The organism is Quatrionicoccus australiensis, assembly GCF_020510425.1.
In the GTDB taxonomy this organism is placed as follows: domain Bacteria; phylum Pseudomonadota; class Gammaproteobacteria; order Burkholderiales; family Rhodocyclaceae; genus Azonexus; species Azonexus australiensis_A.
Window position 1 is genome coordinate 2,238,042 of sequence record NZ_JAHBAH010000001.1, and the last position, 15,078, is coordinate 2,253,119.

A 15,078-nucleotide genomic window follows, 5' to 3' on the forward strand; every position below is an offset into this window, starting at 1 on the left:
CGCTTGGAGGTTTGTATTTGCGCAAGACAATCAAGCCCCGGTCTGGTGATGCGGGGGGACAGGAGATCAGGAATGCTGGATTTTGAAGCCATCAAACAACGAGTTGCCGAAGTCGGCTTCCCTTTCGATGAACTGCAGTTCGAACATGTGCATACATGCAATTTGTGCGCCTCATCCCGCCAATGCGTGATCACGCATCGTGATCGCTATGGCTTGCCGGTCAACGCGGCGATGTGCATGGATTGCGGCCTGGTTTTCCTCAATCCCCGTCTTTCCTATGCCGAATACGGCCGGTTTTACGCCGACTACTATCGCCCGCTGGTCAGTGCCTTTCACAATCGGCTGATTGACGCGCATACCGTTCAGGCCGAGCAACTTCCCTATGCCGAAACGCTGGCCGGTTTCCTGCGCAGACATGTGCCGGATAACAGCATCCGGCGTCTGCTTGATGTCGGCGGCAGCACCGGCGTTGTTGCACAGGTTCTGACGCGTGCATTCGGTTGTGCCGGGATGGTGATCGATCCGGCGCCGGCAGAATTGACGCTGGCGAAGGATAGAGGCCTGGAAGTCGAGCAGGGGCTGGTCGAAGATCTGGCGCTCGGTAAATTCGGTACCTTTGAAATGGTTATCCTTTGCCAGACGGTGGATCACCTGCTGGACATCGCCGGTAGTCTGCGCGCGATACGGAGCAGCCTGAAGGACGATGGCTGGTTCTACGTGGATATTCTCGATGCCGAAATGAATTTGCGCCGCAACGGCGTGCGCGGCAGCATCAAGATTGATCATCCCTACTATCTGACCACCGCGACGATGAGTGCGTATCTCGAAAGTTGCGGTTTTGTCATCCGGCAAACCCTGATCCACCCGGACGGGATTCACGTCGGCTATTTGTGCCAGCCGGGCCCTGTTGTGCCATTGCCGGATATGAGCGTGGTTGCGGCAAGGACCTTTGACCTGATTCGCTCCGTACAGATTGATCCGAGGCTGGCATGAGTTCGCGTGTAATCGCTGTCGTGCCGGCGCGGGGCGGTTCCAAAGGTATTCCGCGCAAGAATCTACAACCCGTTGGCGGAGTGCCGTTGATCGGTTTTGCGATTGCCGCCGGTTTGGCATGTCCGGTAATTGATACCGTGATTGCCTCGACCGATGACGAAGAGATTGCCGCGGAAGCGATGCGCCTTGGCGCGCGCGTTCCGTTCATGCGCAGTGATGAACTGGCCTCGGACCAGGCTCCGATGCTTGATGTGTTGCTCGACTGTGTTGCCCGGATGGATCAACTCGGAGAATCCTTCGAGTATCTGGTGCTGCTCCAGCCAACCACGCCGTTCCGGAATCCGGAAGTGCTGGCGCAGGCGATCAAAGCGCTGCAGCAACAGCCAACTTACGACTCATGCGTTGCCGTGACTCCGGTCGTCGACTCACATCCGAAGCGCCTGCGCCGGATCGAGGATGGCTGCCTGCAGCCCTATCTGGCGGAAGGTGACTCCGAGCGGCAGCAACGCCAGGATCACGCAGCAGACAAAGCGTATCGTCGCTGCGGTGCTTTCTACATTACGCGCGTGTCGACCTTGCGGGAAACCGGATCGCTCTATGGTCGGAAAATTCTGCCCTGGATCGTGGAGGGGGCATCGGCGGTCACCATTGATGAACCGTATGACCTGCTGTTGGCCTCGGCGGTATGGGAAAACGAACAGCAAGATTCCGCTGTGACCGCCTTGCGGGCCCTCATGCAATCTTTCGGACAGGCTGCATGAGGCCGGTGGCGGGTGACCCCAAGGCCATCCTGGTCATTCGGCGTGACAACATCGGCGACCTGATCTGTACGACCCCTTTGTTTGCCGCGCTGCGTCAGCGCTTTCCAAATACCTACCTGGCGGCGCTGGTCAATAGCTACAACGAACCGGCCATTCAGGGGAATCCGCATCTTGATGCCGTGTTTTCCTACACGAAGGGGAAGCATTCGGTTGATGAGCCGATCTGGCGGGCCTACCTGCGTCGCGCAAAGCTGCTCTGGCAATTGCGCCGGATGCGTTTCGACTATGTCGTTCTGGCAACCGGCGGCGTTGCCTTTCGCTCGCTGAAGTTTGCCCGGATGTTGCGCCCACGGCAGGTCATCGGTTTTGTTACCGAGGCGGTCCATCCGTTGGGAATCAGCCTTCCCCTATCGCATCAGGGCGGCGAGTGCCTGCATGAAACCGAGGATGTTTTCCGTCTTTTGCAGCCGCTGGGGATTTCCGGTGAAATTCCCGGGTTGACCGTCGTGGCCGACGTGGAACAGGCAGCGAATTTGCGTGCTGCCTTGCCGCCTTCGATCAGCCAGGGTAGCGGCCCGCTGCTTGCCTTGCACATCAGCGCGCGCAAGGAAAAGCAGCGCTGGCCGGTCGAACGTTTTGCCGAGCTGGCGCATCGTCTGCATGCCGAGCATGCGGCAAGATTCCTGATCTTCTGGTCGCCCGGCGACGAAAACAATCCCTTCCATCCTGGTGACGATGGCAAGGCGAAGCGATTGCTCGCACTGATGGCCGACTTGCCGGTAGCGCCGATCCCGACCGCGCATCTTTCCGGCTTGATTGCCGGCTTGTCCTTGTGCGATGCCGCCGTGCTTTCCGATGGCGGGGCGATGCATGTCGCTGCGGGGCTGGGCAAGCCGCTGGTCTGTTTTTTCGGGAACTCGTCGGCGGCGCGCTGGCATCCGTGGAAGGTCCCCTACGCGCTATTGCAGAAACCTTCGCGCGATGTCTCCGATATCAGCGTCGAAGAGGCCGCCGCGGCTTTTGCCCGCTTGCTGCCCCGCCCCTAGTGCGCCGCTTCCCAGTTTGCCCCAACGCCGACTTCGACGAGTAGCGGCACCTTCAGTTCGGCGACCTGGCACATCAGGCCGGGCAGTTGGGTGCGGACTTCGTTCAGTTCGGCATCGGGCACTTCTAGCACCAGTTCGTCGTGTACCTGCAGCACGAGGCGTGATTGCAGGGCACTGGCGTTCAGCCAGTCCTGCACGGCGATCATTGCCAGCTTGATCAGGTCGGCCGCGGTGCCCTGCATCGGCGCGTTGATTGCGGCGCGTTCGGCGCCCTGGCGGCGGTTGCCGTTGCTCGAGCGGATGTCCGGGAACCACAGGCGGCGGCCGAAGGCGGTTTCGACGTAGCCGGTCTGGCGCGCCATTTCGCGCGCTTCTTCCATGTAGCGGGCGACGCCGGGATAACGCGCGAAATAGCGGTCGATGTAGGTCTGCGCCGCGCTGCGTTCCAGGTCGAGCTGGCGGGCCAGACCGAAGGCGCTCATGCCGTAGATCAGACCGAAATTGATGCTCTTGGCGACGCGGCGCTGGTCGGGGCCGACCTCGCCGAGGGCGACGCCGAAAATCTCGGCCGCCGTCGCCCGGTGTACGTCTTCGCCGAGGGCAAAAGCCTCGAGCAGGCGTTCGTCGCCGGAGAGGTGCGCCATGATGCGCAGCTCGATCTGCGAATAGTCGGCCGAGACGATGCTGCTGCCGGCCGGGGCGATGAAGGCAGTGCGGATCTTGCGGCCTTCCTCGCTGCGTACCGGGATGTTCTGCAGGTTGGGGTCGCTCGAAGCGAGGCGGCCGGTGACCACGGCGGCCTGCGAGAAGTGCGTATGGACGCGGCCGGTCTGCAGATTGACCATGCGCGGCAGCTTGTCGGTGTAGGTGCCCTTCAACTTGGACAGGCTGCGGTGTTCGAGCAGCAGCTTAGGCAGCGGGTAGTCGAGGGCGAGTTCGGAAAGCACTTCCTCATCGGTCGACGGCCCGCCCGAGGGCGTTTTCTTCTTGACCGGCAGGCCCTGTTTCTCGAACAGGATGTCGGCGAGCTGTTTGGGCGAGGCGAGATTGAACGGCTGGCCGGCGAGTTCGTAGGCCTGCGCCTCGAGCGACATGATCTTCTGGCCCATCTCGTGACTCTGCCGTGCCAGCACGGCGCTGTCGATCAGGATGCCATTGCGTTCGATCTGCCAGATCACCTGGCGAGCCGGCATTTCGATGTCGTGATAGATGCGGTGCAGGCCGGGTTCGCCGGCGAATTGCGGATGCAGCACGTGGTGCACGCGCAGCGTCACGTCGGCATCTTCGGCGGCGTAGGTGGCGGCGCGTTCGATATCGACCTGGTCGAAGCCGATCTGCTTGGCGCCCTTGCCGCACAGGTCTTCGTAGGCGATGGTGGCGAGCCCAAGGTGGCGCGAGCAGAGCTGGCCGAGGTCATGGCCCTTGTCGGACTCGATGACGTAGCTCTGCAGCATGGTGTCGTGGGCGATGCCGGCCAGCGCGATGCCGTGATTGGCGAAGACGTGCTGGTCGTACTTGGCGTTTTGCAGCACTTTCTTGCGGTCGACCGCTTCCAGCCAGGGTTTCAGCCTGGCCAGCACTTCGTCCAGCGGCAACTGGTCGAGCGCGCCCGGGGCGGTATGGCCGAGCGGGATGTAGCAGGCCTCGCCCGGCGTCACCGCCAGCGAGATGCCGACGATGCGCGCTTCAAACGAGCCGAGGCTGGTCGTTTCGGTATCCAGGGCGGTCAACGCCGCGTTTTCGATCTTTTTCAGCCAGACCTCGAGTTGCGCCCAGGTGAATACCGTCTCGTAGTTCACTTCGATGCTCGGGGCGGGCACTGCCGGGGCTTCGTCCGGCGTCGAGGTGCGTGCCGGCAGGGCGGCGCCGGCCTGGGCGCCGTCGATTTCGCTGAGCCAGCTGCGGAACTGGTAGCGGGTGTACAGCGTGCGCAGGGTGTCGTCGTCGCGTGGCGTCGCGGTCAGCTGGCTGGGCGCCGGCAGGTTGGAGAGATCGCAGGCCACGGTGACCAGCTTCCTGCCGAGCGGCAGGAAGGCGAGGTGGTCGCGCAGGTTCTGGCCGACCACGCCGCCGATTTCGTCGGCATGCGCGACGATTTCATCGAGCGAACCGTACTGGTTCAGCCATTTCAGCGCCGTCTTCGGACCGCACTTGGCAACGCCGGGCACGCCGTCGACGGTGTCGCCGACCAGCGCCAGGTAATCGACGATCTTGCCCGGCGGTACGCCGAACTTGGCTTCGACGCCGGCTTCGTCGAGCAGCTCGTTGCTCATCGTGTTGTACCAGCGGACCAGTGGATTGACCAATTGGGTCAGGTCCTTGTCGCCGGTGGAAATCAGCGTTTCCAGGCCGTCGACCGTAGCGCGCGTGGACAGCGTGCCGATCACGTCGTCGGCCTCGACGCCGTCGACCATCAGCAGCGGCCAGCCGGCGGCCTTGATGGCGGCGTGCAGCGGTTCGATCTGGCTGACCATCTCGGGCGGCATCGGCGGGCGGTGCGCCTTGTATTCCGGATACCAGTCGTCACGGAAGGTCTTGCCCTTGGCGTCGAAGACGACGGCCTTGTAGTCGGCCTTGTAGTCGCTTTCCAGACGACGTAGCATGTTCAAAACGCCGTAGATGGCGCCGGTCGGCTCGCCAGCCTGGTTGCGCAGGTCGGGCAGGGCGTGGAAGGCACGATAAAGGTAGGACGAACCGTCCACCAACAACAAGAGAGGCATGAGAAGTGACGGAAAGTGAAAAACTGGTGATGGGCGTGGAATCCGAGGCCCTGTTGCAATCGGCATCGGCCCGTGAGTCCTGGCGGATTTTCGGCATTATGTCAGAGTTCGTCGAGGCGACCGAACGTCTGGCCGCGATCAAGCCGGCCGTGACCATCTTCGGCAGCGCCCGCGTCAAGGAAGGCTCGCCATACTACGAACTGACCGAAAAGACCGCCCGCCTGCTCTCCGACTCCGGTTTCTCGGTCATCTCGGGCGGCGGTCCGGGCATCATGGAGGCCGCCAACAAGGGCGCCTTCTTCGGCAAGTCGCCGTCGGTCGGCCTCAACATCCAGTTGCCGCACGAGCAGCAGAACAATCCCTACCAGGACATCTCGCAGACCTTCCGCCACTTCTTCGCGCGCAAGTACATGTTCGTGCGCTTTGCCAGCGCCTATGTCGTGATGCCCGGCGGTTTCGGCACCCTCGACGAACTGATGGAAGCGCTGACCCTGATCCAGACCGGCAAGGCGCGCAAGATTCCGCTGATCCTGGTCGGCACCGATTTCTGGAAGGGCATGATCGACTGGTTCAAGGAGAAACTCGTCGAGGAAAAAATGGTCGACCCTGAAGACATCAAGCTGATCCAGCTGATCGACCAGCCGGAGCAGGTTGTCGAGGCCATTTTCAAGCATTACGAAGCGCGTCCGTTCACGCCCCTGCCGAACGAGCGCGAACTGATGCTCAACCTGTAATAAAATCAGGTCCAGATTACCGAGGAAACCTTCATGCGCCGCCTTCTTCCCCTGTTGTTGCTTGCCGCCCTGCCTGTCTGGGCGCAGACCGAGCCGCAGCCGCTGCCCGCCATTCCGCCGCCGCCACCCGGCATGGAAGCCTTCGATGCCGCCCTCGAGCCGCAGGTCACCATCGTCAAGTCCGAAAAGGACTCGCGCGAGGAGTTCCGCATCAAGGGCAAGCTGTACATGATCAAGGTCACCCCGTCGGTCGGCAAGCCGTACTACCTGGTCGACCGTCAGGGCGACGGCAATTTCATCGAAGCCGATATCGCACCCAATCCGGTCCGCCCGCCGATGTGGGTCATCCACAGCTGGTAAGCCTTGTCGGTCTACACCACAGTTGGCCGCAGCGAACTGGCCGACTGGCTCCGGCCGCTCGGCCTGGGTGAGTTGCTTGAGCATGTCGGCATCGCTGCCGGCATGCAGAACTCCAATTATTTCGTGACGACAGCCAGCGGCCGTTATGTGCTGACCTTGTTCGAGCACATTGACGCTGCTGCCCTCGATTTCTATCTGGCCTTGATGGATCACCTCGCGGTGCGCGGCATTCCCTGTCCGCAGCCGCTTGCCGATCACGCTGGCCGCCGCTGGCGCACGCTGGCCGGCAAGCCGGCGGCGTTGCTCAGCTGCCTGCCGGGCGCGCCGCTGGAAACGCCCGCAGCGGTCGACTGCGAAAAACTGGGCGAAATGCTCGCCCGCTTGCATCTGGCTGCCGCCGATTTCAGCGACCCCTTGCCCAATCCCTGCGGTGCCGCCTGGCGGGCGCGGGTCGGTGCCTGGCTGCTGCCGCAGGTCACGCCGGCCGAGCGCGAGCTGCTCGCCGACGAACTCGCCTTCCAGGCGGCGCAGGATTATTCGGCGCTGCCGCAGGGCGTCATTCATGCCGACCTGTTCCGCGACAACGTGTTGTGGGCGCCGGACGGTCGACTGTCCGGCGTGCTCGATTTCTATTTCGCCGGTGCCGACGCCTGGCTGTTCGATCTGGCGGTGGTTGCCAACGACTGGTGTTTCACTGACGCAACACTGGCCGGGCTGCTCGCCGGCTATGTCGCGCAACGCCCGCTCACGCCGGCGGAGACGGCCGCCTGGCCGGCCATGCGGCGAGCCGCGGCACTGCGCTTCTGGCTGCTCCGGCTCGAGGTCAGGCACCGTCCGCGCGCTGGCGAAGTGGTGACAATCAAGGACCCGGACGATTTTGCCCGCCTTTTGCAGCGTTTTCGCCTTGCCGACGCGGCCTCGCCCCGTTAGCATCCGCGCATGAACGAAACTACCGCTTTTCCCATGGCGCCGGCCGCTTTTACCGGCGAAAGCCGCGAAGTCGACCCGGGCGCCTGTTTTGACTGGTTGCGTCAGGGCTGGGCCATGTTCCTGGCCAATCCGGGCGTCTGGATCGGTTGCTCGGTCCTGATGCTGATCATGCTGATGGCCATCTCCATCGTGCCTTTCTTCGGCCAGGTTGCCGCGCATCTGCTGGTGCCCCTGTTCGGCGCTGGCATGGTGCAGATTTGCCGGCATCTGGCGAACGGCCAGGAGCCGCAGATTGCCGACCTGTTTGCCGGTTTTCACCACCAGGCCGGGCAACTGGTCATGGTCGGCGTCTTTTTCGCCGCCGGCGTTTTCGGCATCGCCTTCATCGCCTTTCTGCTGGTGACCGGCGGTGTGCTGGGCGGCGTTGTGACCGGCCGCGTTGCCGGCTTCGGCATTGCCTTCGGTGGCGTCATGCTGGCCGGCCTGCTGGTCATGGTCTTGTCCATTCCGGTGATCATGGCGACCTGGTTTGCGCCGGCCCTGGTTTTCTTCCATGACATGAAGCCGCTCGACGCAATGAAGGCGAGCTTTGCCGCCGGCGCCAAGAACTGGCTGGCGATGACCATTTTCGGCGTCTTCCTCGTTGTCGTGCTGTTCTTCGCCATGCTGCCGCTCGGTTTGGGTCTGTTGCTGCTGCTGCCGGTCTTCTCCGGTGCGGTGTACGCCTCGTACCGCGACATTTTCGTGGGCAGCTGACGGTGCGCGCCCAGACGCTTCCTGCCGTTGCCGGCTGGCGCTGGATCGGCACCGGCTTCCTGATCTTCCGCCGTAATCCGCCGATGCTGGCGATCCTGGTGGTGACCTACTGGTTCACGCTGATTTTCCTCAACATCCTGCCGGTACTCGGCGCGCTGGCCGCCTCCATGGTCGTGCCCGGCCTCTCGGTCGGCCTGATGCAGGCGGCGCGCAACCTTGAGCGCGGCCAGCCGGTCAGCATCCAGACGCTGTTTGCCGGCCTCAAGGAAAACACCCGTACGCTGGTCGCCCTCGGCGCCCTCTACCTGTTCTGCACGCTGGGCATACTCGGCGTCTCGGCGCTGGTCGATGGCGGCGACCTGCTGCGTTACATGCTGGCGAACACCCGCGCCGAGCGCGCCGCGGTCGAGGATGCCGATTTCCTGCTGCCCGGGCTGGTCGTCATGCTCCTGCTCGTGCCGCTGCTGATGGCCTACTGGTTTGCGCCGGTACTGGCTGCCTGGCATCGGCTGTCGCTCGCCAAGTCGCTGTTCTTCAGCTTTGTCGCCTGCTGGCTGAACTGGCGCCCCTTCCTGACCTACTGCGCCGGCCTGCTGGTTGTTGCCGGGGTGATTCCCGGTCTGCTGCTCGGCATCCTGCTCATCCTGTTTCCCGGCGCCGAAGGCTTCATCACCACGCTGGTGACGGTGCCGATGGCGCTGTTCGTTGCACCGGTCATCTTCGCCAGCTTCTACGCAGCCTACCGCGACATCTTCGGCATTTCCGAAATTGTCTGAACCGCTCGGCATTTTCGGCGGGACTTTCGATCCCGTCCATTTCGGCCACCTGCGTCTGGCCGAGGAGTCGATCGGTCATCTCGGCCTCGGTGGCGTGCGCTGGATTCCTGCCGGCCAGCCGCCGCATCGTGGTGCACCGCAGGTGACCGCGGCACAGCGCCTCGAGATGGTCAGGCGGTCGACCGCCGGAAATGCCCGTTTTTCGGTCGACGCGAGCGAGGTCGAGGCCGCGGCGCCGAGTTACACCATTCATACGCTGGAGCGTTTGCGCCGCGAACTGGGCAGTGCCCAGTCGCTCGTCCTGCTCGTCGGTGCCGATGCCTTTGCCGGCCTGGCGAGCTGGCATCGCTGGCGCGATATTCTCGCCCTGGCGCACATTGCCGTCTCGCACCGGCCCGGTTTTCCGGTCGAAATGGCCAGCCTGCCCGCCGAACTCGCCAGCGAATTCAACGCCCGCCGGCTGAGCGATGTTGCCGGCCTGAAAGCCTCTGCCAGCGGGGCTATCGTCACTTTCGCAATGACCCAGCTGGCGATTTCGGCAACCCAGATCCGCAAGCTGCTGGCCAACGACCTGTCGGCGCGCTATTTGCTGCCGGACGCCGTTCTCGACTATATTCAGACTAATTCCCTCTACAGAAACTCCTAATGGACATACGCAAGCTGCAAAAAATCGTCGTTTCCGCCCTCGAAGACATCAAGGGCAAGGAAATCGAAGTCATCAACACCACCAAGCTGACCTCGATGTTCGATCGACTGGTCATCGCGACCGGTGATTCCAATCGTCAGGTCAGGTCACTGGCCAACAACGTGCAGGAAAAGGTCAAGGAAGCCGGCGGTGAAGTCCTCTCCACCGAAGGCGAAGACTCCGGCGAATGGGTGCTGGTCGATCTGGGCGACATCGTCGTCCATATCATGCAACCGACCGTGCGCCAGTACTACAACCTTGAAGAACTCTGGCAGGCAACGCCTAGCCAGCGCAAGAAAGCCGCGGAGCAGGGCAAGCCTGAATGAAATTGAGCGTACTCGCCGTCGGCCATCGCCAGCCCGGCTGGGTCAGCGAAGGTTGCGCCGAGTACCTCAAGCGCATGCCGCGCGAGCTGCCGGCCAGTGTCACCGAAATCAAGCCCGAGCCGCGTGGCTCGAAAACCCGCGAGCAGTTGCTGGCGGCCGAAAAGGCGCGCATCCGCGAAGCCCTCGCCGCCGGTAGCCGCATCGTCGTGCTCGACGAGAAGGGCGACGACCTGACCACGCTCAAGCTCGCCAAGCGTCTTGAAACCTGGATGCTCGACGGGCGCGACGTGGCGCTGCTGATTGGCGGCGCCGACGGCCTCGACGAGGAATTCAAGCAGCAGGCCGACGACCGTCTGCGCCTGTCCAGCCTGACCCTGCCGCACGGCATGGCAAGGCTGCTGCTCTGCGAGCAGCTTTATCGCGCGGTCAGCGTGTTGAAAAACCATCCCTATCACCGCGAGGGTTAGCCGCGCATGCGTATTTATCTTGCCTCGCGCAGCCCGCGCCGGCGCGAACTGCTGACCCAGATCGGCATTGCCTTCGACACCGTGCTGTTTCGTGCCGGCGAACGGGCCGATCCGGAAACCGACGAAACCCCCTTGCCCGGCGAGCCGGCGCTGACCTATGTCGAGCGCGTCGCGCGTGCCAAGGCCGAGCATGGCGGGCGCATCATCGGCTGGCGCAAGCTGCCGCCGCGCCCGGTGCTGTCGGCCGATACGACTCTCGAGTTCGACGGCGAGATCATCGGCAAGCCGCTCGATGCGGCCGATGCCACGGCCATCCTGCGGCGTCTTTCCGGACGCACGCACCGGGTGCTGACCGGTGTGGCGGTCAACCATCTGGGACGTACCGAATTCATGCTCTCTTCGAGTGAGGTGCGCTTTCGCGAACTCAGCGATGAAGAAATCCGCGACTACGTCATGAGCGGCGAGCCGATGGACAAGGCCGGCGCCTACGGCATCCAGGGCCGGGCCGGGGTTTTCGTCGAATATATCGCCGGCAGCTACACCGGCATCATGGGCTTGCCGGTCTGCGAGACCGAGCAGTTGTTGCGTCGGGTCAGCGCCCGGCAGCCATGATCAGCGCTGCCGCCTGTGCCGCGCCGTCGGCCGGCGGCAGGGGACGGGCCGGTTGTTGCCAGAGCGCTTCGAGGGCGCTCCCGACTTCGCCCGCATTGAGCGCGGCGGCGTCGATTTCCCGGCAGTTGCCGTGTTCGCCCAGCCATTCGATCAGGCAATCCTGCTCCGGCCAGTCGGCGCGGCGCTGGTAGAGCACCGGCGTGCCGTTGCAGGCCGCCTCGGTGAAGGTGCCGTAGCCGGGCTTGGTGATGATCGCATCGACCGAGCAGAGCAGGTCGGTGAAGCCGAGGTCGAGCGACTCGAAAGCCAGCGCATCGGGATGCGTGCATTGCCAGCTGGCCGGCACCAGCCAGCGGATGCCGGGCCGGCGTGGCCAGTTTTCCAGCGGCACGCGATGCTTGATGCCGCCCATCGCCACGAGAACTGCCCGGTCGCCGCCCAGCCCGAGTTCATGCCGTTGCCCGCGGGCGGCAATCGGCGCCAGCGGCCGTACGTTGCCCAGCCTTTCCATCGGCATGCCGGGCGTGACGCGCAGGAATGCCCAGGCGTCGCGATAGGCGTCGAGCATGTCGGCGTGGATCGGCGCCGCCCAGCTTTCGTGGCCGAAGAAATGCGCAAACAGGTCGGCCCAGTTCAGCGAGCAGATGCTCAGCGCCGGAATGCCATTCAGCGCGGCGCCGGCCAGTGGCAGATAGCTGACATTGCTCAGCACGCGGTCGACTTGCCGGCTGGCCAGTAAACGGCCTTCGCCGGCGACGCGCGCCGCCCAGCCGGCATGCGCGGCGCGGTAGGCGCGGGCGCTGGCCGGGTGGTCGATGCGGGTGGCGTCCTGCATCACGTAGCCGAAGTCGCTGGCCGCCCGGATATGTTCGAACGCCGGGCGGATGCGCTGGCGCAGGATTTCCGGCGCCAGACCGCTCCTAACGGTCAACTGCAAATCCGGGTCGATTTCCGCCAGGGCGTTGAGCACCGGCGCGCTGATCGCGAGGTGCCCGAAGCCGTGGCTGGAAATGTCGGCGAAGAGATGCACTTAGCGGTTCTTGAAGACCGCCTTGCGTTTCTCGGCGAAGGCGTTCATGCCTTCTTTCTGGTCTTCGAGGCCGAAGCTGGCGTGGAAGACGCGGCGCTCGAAAAGCAGGCCTTCGTTGAGCGAGGACTCGAAGGCGCGATTGACGGCTTCCTTGGTCATCATCAGCACCGGCAGTGAGAAGCCGGCGATGGTCTGGGCGGCCTTCAGGGTTTCCTCGAGCAGTTGTTCGGCCGGGTAGATGCGGGCGACCAGACCGGCCTGCTCGGCTTCCGTGGCGTCCATCAGGCGGCCGGTCAGGCACATGTCCATCGCCTTGGCCTTGCCGATCGCGCGCGGCAGGCGCTGCGTGCCGCCGGCGCCGGGCAGGGTGCCGATCTTGACTTCGGGCTGGCCGAACTTGGCGTTGTCGGCAGCGTAGATCATGTCGCACATCATCGCGAACTCGCAGCCGCCGCCCAGCGCGTAACCGGCCACGGCGGCGATCACCGGCTTGCGCGCGGTCTTGATGCGCTCCCAGCGGGCGGTGATGAAATCGGTCTTGTAGGCGTGCATGTAGTCGAACTCGGCCTGCTTCATGACGCTGATGTCGGCGCCCGCGGCGAAGGCCTTTTCATTGCCGGTCAACACGATGCAGCCGATGTTTTCGTCGGCTTCAAAGGCGTCGACCGCGGCGGCGATGCCGCTGACCACGGCATCGTTCAGCGCATTCATCGCTTCCGGCCGGTTGATGCGGATCAGGCCGACCCGGCCGTGAATTTCGCTGAGGACGACTTGGCTCATCTGCTTTCTCCTGCTTTGTAGAATGATTATTCCGATCCGGAGTTTGTCCGGCCGGCGACAGTTGACGTTAACGTTAACCTGATATTCTGTCATGCAAAATCGACACAAAAGGAGACAACATGACCTATGCCATCGAAGCGCAACCGCTCTGGCGCCCCAATCCCAATAGCGTCGGCGACACCGGCATGGCGATTTTCATGCAGGCCAGCGGCTACGGTCGCTATGCCGATCTCTGGCAATGGTCGGTCGGCGAACCGGAGGCCTTCTGGTCGAAGCTGTGGGATTTCACCGGCGTGATCGGTGAAAAAGGCACAAAAATCCTCGTCGACCGGGAGAAGATGCCGGGCGCCGACTGGTTTCCCGAAGCCCGCCTGAACTATGCCGAAAACCTGCTGCGCTATCGCGACGAGAGCGAAGCGCTGGTTTTCCGGGGCGAAGACAAGGTCGAGCGGCGCCTGAGCCGGACCGGGCTTTATGCCGAAGTCGCCCGCTTCCAGCAGTTCCTGATCGCGTCCGGTGTGTGCGAGGGAGACCGGGTCGCCGCCTATCTGCCCAACCTGCCGGAAACCCTGATTGCCATGCTGGCGACGACCGCGCTCGGCGCCATCTGGTCGTCAGCCTCGCCCGATTTCGGCGTGCAGGGCGTGCTCGACCGTTTCGGCCAGATCGAACCCAAGGTGCTGCTCTGCGTCGATGGCTACTGGTACAACGGCAAGCCGGTCGATTGCCTGGGCAAGAACGCCGAAGTCGTGGCGCAGATGCCGTCGCTGGTGAAGACGGTGGTCGTGCCTTACCTGGCTGAGCGGCCGGAAATCGGTGGCATCGCCAATGCGTTGAGCTGGCAGGATCTGCCGGCGGTCGACGCGAAAAAAGAGGTCGTTTTCCGCCGTCTGCCCTTCGCGCATCCGCTGTTCATCATGTTCTCGAGCGGCACGACCGGCGTGCCGAAATGCATCGTCCATTGCCATGGCGGCGTGCTGCTGCAGCATCTGAAGGAACACCTGCTGCACAGCGACGTGCGGCGCGGCGACCGCCTGTTCTACTTCACCACCTGCGGCTGGATGATGTGGAACTGGCTGGTTTCCGGACTGGCCGCCGGCGCCACGCTGCTGCTCTATGACGGCTCGCCGTTCGCGGCGGGCGGCACGGTGCTCTTCGACTACGCCGCGGCGGAAAAAATGACCCACTTCGGCACCTCGGCCAAGTTCATCGATGCCGCCGCCAAGCTCGGCCTGACGCCGGGTAAAACACACGATCTGGCCGCCCTGCGCGCCATGTTCTCGACCGGCAGCCCGCTCTCGCCGGAAGGCTTCGACTGGGTCTATCGCGAGATCAAGCAGGACATCCTGCTCGCCTCGATTTCCGGCGGTACCGACATCGTTTCCTGCTTCGTGCTCGGCAACCCGGTGTTGCCGGTCTATCGCGGCGAAATCCAGTGCCGCGGCCTGGGCATGGCGGTCGACGTGTTCGACGAGGCGGGAATGCCGGTACGTTCGGAAAAGGGCGAGCTGGTCTGCACGCGGCCCTTCCCGGTCATGCCGGTCGGCTTCTGGAACGATGCCGACGGTGCCAAGTACCGCGCCGCCTACTTCGAGCGCTTCGCCGATGTCTGGTGCCACGGCGATTTCTCGGAACTGACCGCGCACGACGGCATGATCATCTACGGTCGCTCGGACGCCACGCTCAATCCGGGCGGTGTACGCATCGGTACGGCCGAAATCTACCGCCAGGTCGAACAGTTGCCGGAGGTGCTGGAATCCCTGGTGATCGGCCAGGACTGGCCGCCGGGGCGCAACGACGACGTACGCGTCGTGCTCTTCGTCAAGCTGCAGGATGGCCACTTGCTCGATGCTGTCCTGATCGACCGCATCAAGCAGCAGATCCGCGCCAACACCACGCCGCGCCACGTGCCGGCGAAGGTTGTGCAGGTGGCGGATATTCCGCGTACCAAGTCAGGCAAGATCGTTGAACTGGCGGTGCGCAACGTCGTGCATGCGCAGCCGGTGAAAAATGTCGAGGCACTGGCCAATCCGGAAGCGCTGGAGCACTTCCGGGGGCGGGCTGAACTGGCGGACTAGCCGCGATGGCCGGGCGCAGGCCCG

General features: G+C 63.7%; 16 protein-coding genes. 13 read left to right on the plus strand and 3 right to left on the minus strand.

Features of this window, described 5'->3' with window-relative positions:
• Positions 1–3: 3 nt before the first annotated feature.
• The 3 genes from KIG99_RS10760 to KIG99_RS10770 are packed head-to-tail and all read left to right on the plus strand — an operon-like array spanning position 4 to position 2,800.
• Positions 4–993 carry a class I SAM-dependent methyltransferase gene (locus tag KIG99_RS10760; RefSeq protein ID WP_226460169.1) on the plus strand — a complete coding sequence of 330 codons (990 nt, stop codon included), beginning with the start codon at positions 4–6 and terminating at the stop codon, positions 991–993.
• Positions 990–1,754 (plus strand): acylneuraminate cytidylyltransferase family protein, encoded by a 765-nt coding sequence (locus tag KIG99_RS10765; protein ID WP_226460170.1) that lies wholly within the window; start codon positions 990–992, stop codon positions 1,752–1,754. The genes KIG99_RS10760 and KIG99_RS10765 overlap by 4 nt, the downstream gene beginning before the upstream one ends.
• The gene (locus tag KIG99_RS10770) at positions 1,751–2,800 is read left to right on the plus strand and encodes a glycosyltransferase family 9 protein (protein ID WP_226460171.1); all 1,050 of its coding nucleotides are present in this window, start codon (positions 1,751–1,753) and stop codon (positions 2,798–2,800) included. Before KIG99_RS10765 ends, KIG99_RS10770 begins: the two co-directional genes overlap by 4 nt.
• Here KIG99_RS10770 and polA read toward each other — a convergent pair.
• Complete coding sequence (gene polA, locus KIG99_RS10775; RefSeq protein ID WP_226460172.1) at positions 2,797–5,520, minus strand: DNA polymerase I; 2,724 nt, start codon at positions 5,518–5,520, stop codon at positions 2,797–2,799. The genes KIG99_RS10770 and polA overlap by 4 nt on opposite strands.
• A 5-nt stretch (positions 5,521–5,525) precedes the next feature.
• Between polA and KIG99_RS10780 the strand changes: the two genes are divergently transcribed.
• The 9 genes from KIG99_RS10780 to KIG99_RS10820 are packed head-to-tail and all read left to right on the plus strand — an operon-like array spanning position 5,526 to position 11,166.
• A complete protein-coding gene (locus KIG99_RS10780) occupies positions 5,526–6,254 on the plus strand; it encodes an LOG family protein (protein WP_404817879.1) in 729 nt (242 codons plus the stop codon).
• A 33-nt stretch (positions 6,255–6,287) separates the two neighbouring features.
• Entirely contained in the window at positions 6,288–6,614 is a 327-nt protein-coding gene (locus KIG99_RS10785; RefSeq protein ID WP_226441912.1) for a DUF2782 domain-containing protein, read from the plus strand.
• Positions 6,615–6,617: 3 nt separating this feature from the next.
• Positions 6,618–7,544 carry a homoserine kinase gene (locus KIG99_RS10790; protein WP_226460173.1) on the plus strand — a complete coding sequence of 309 codons (927 nt, stop codon included), beginning with the start codon at positions 6,618–6,620 and terminating at the stop codon, positions 7,542–7,544.
• Between the two features lie 9 nt (positions 7,545–7,553).
• Positions 7,554–8,300, plus strand: coding sequence for a BPSS1780 family membrane protein (locus tag KIG99_RS10795; RefSeq protein WP_226441914.1), 747 nt, complete (start codon positions 7,554–7,556; stop codon positions 8,298–8,300).
• Between the two features lie 2 nt (positions 8,301–8,302).
• Positions 8,303–9,076, plus strand: a complete 774-nt coding sequence (locus tag KIG99_RS10800) for a BPSS1780 family membrane protein (protein ID WP_226441915.1) — start codon at positions 8,303–8,305, stop codon at positions 9,074–9,076.
• Entirely contained in the window at positions 9,069–9,722 is a 654-nt protein-coding gene (nadD, locus tag KIG99_RS10805; RefSeq protein WP_226460174.1) for a nicotinate-nucleotide adenylyltransferase, read from the plus strand. The genes KIG99_RS10800 and nadD overlap by 8 nt, the downstream gene beginning before the upstream one ends.
• Positions 9,722–10,087, plus strand: coding sequence for a ribosome silencing factor (gene rsfS, locus KIG99_RS10810; protein ID WP_226460175.1), 366 nt, complete (start codon positions 9,722–9,724; stop codon positions 10,085–10,087). Before nadD ends, rsfS begins: the two co-directional genes overlap by 1 nt.
• On the plus strand, positions 10,084–10,554 hold the full coding sequence (gene rlmH, locus KIG99_RS10815; RefSeq protein ID WP_226441920.1) for a 23S rRNA (pseudouridine(1915)-N(3))-methyltransferase RlmH: 471 nt from the start codon (positions 10,084–10,086) through the stop codon (positions 10,552–10,554). The genes rsfS and rlmH overlap by 4 nt, the downstream gene beginning before the upstream one ends.
• Positions 10,555–10,560: 6 nt before the next feature.
• Positions 10,561–11,166 (plus strand): Maf family protein, encoded by a 606-nt coding sequence (locus KIG99_RS10820; protein WP_226460176.1) that lies wholly within the window; start codon positions 10,561–10,563, stop codon positions 11,164–11,166.
• Here the strand turns inward: KIG99_RS10820 and KIG99_RS10825 are convergent.
• Together KIG99_RS10825 and KIG99_RS10830 are read right to left on the minus strand one after the other, a co-directional pair.
• Positions 11,147–12,196, minus strand: a complete 1,050-nt coding sequence (locus tag KIG99_RS10825) for a hypothetical protein (RefSeq protein WP_226460177.1) — start codon at positions 12,194–12,196, stop codon at positions 11,147–11,149. The two genes, KIG99_RS10820 and KIG99_RS10825, sit on opposite strands and share 20 nt — an antisense overlap.
• Positions 12,197–12,976, minus strand: a complete 780-nt coding sequence (locus tag KIG99_RS10830) for an enoyl-CoA hydratase (RefSeq protein ID WP_226460178.1) — start codon at positions 12,974–12,976, stop codon at positions 12,197–12,199. It lies immediately after the preceding gene.
• Between the two features lie 119 nt (positions 12,977–13,095).
• On the opposite strand from KIG99_RS10830, the gene KIG99_RS10835 reads away from it, so the two are divergent.
• Positions 13,096–15,054 carry an acetoacetate--CoA ligase gene (locus tag KIG99_RS10835; RefSeq protein ID WP_226460179.1) on the plus strand — a complete coding sequence of 653 codons (1,959 nt, stop codon included), beginning with the start codon at positions 13,096–13,098 and terminating at the stop codon, positions 15,052–15,054.
• Positions 15,055–15,078 lie beyond the last annotated feature (24 nt).

Excerpts from the sequence above, each read along its gene's own strand:
- KIG99_RS10765 (WP_226460170.1), top strand. The coding sequence starts at position 990 with ATGAGTTCGCGTGTAATCGCTGTCGTGCCGGCGCGGGGCGGTTCCAAA.
- KIG99_RS10770 (WP_226460171.1), top strand. The coding sequence starts at position 1,751 with ATGAGGCCGGTGGCGGGTGACCCCAAGGCCATCCTGGTCATTCGGCGT.
- polA (WP_226460172.1), bottom strand. The coding sequence starts at position 5,520 with ATGCCTCTCTTGTTGTTGGTGGACGGTTCGTCCTACCTTTATCGTGCC.
- KIG99_RS10785 (WP_226441912.1), top strand. The coding sequence starts at position 6,288 with ATGCGCCGCCTTCTTCCCCTGTTGTTGCTTGCCGCCCTGCCTGTCTGG.
- KIG99_RS10795 (WP_226441914.1), top strand. The coding sequence starts at position 7,554 with ATGAACGAAACTACCGCTTTTCCCATGGCGCCGGCCGCTTTTACCGGC.
- rsfS (WP_226460175.1), top strand. The coding sequence starts at position 9,722 with ATGGACATACGCAAGCTGCAAAAAATCGTCGTTTCCGCCCTCGAAGAC.
- rlmH (WP_226441920.1), top strand. The coding sequence starts at position 10,084 with ATGAAATTGAGCGTACTCGCCGTCGGCCATCGCCAGCCCGGCTGGGTC.
- KIG99_RS10820 (WP_226460176.1), top strand. The coding sequence starts at position 10,561 with ATGCGTATTTATCTTGCCTCGCGCAGCCCGCGCCGGCGCGAACTGCTG.
- KIG99_RS10830 (WP_226460178.1), bottom strand. The coding sequence starts at position 12,976 with ATGAGCCAAGTCGTCCTCAGCGAAATTCACGGCCGGGTCGGCCTGATC.
- KIG99_RS10835 (WP_226460179.1), top strand. The coding sequence starts at position 13,096 with ATGACCTATGCCATCGAAGCGCAACCGCTCTGGCGCCCCAATCCCAAT.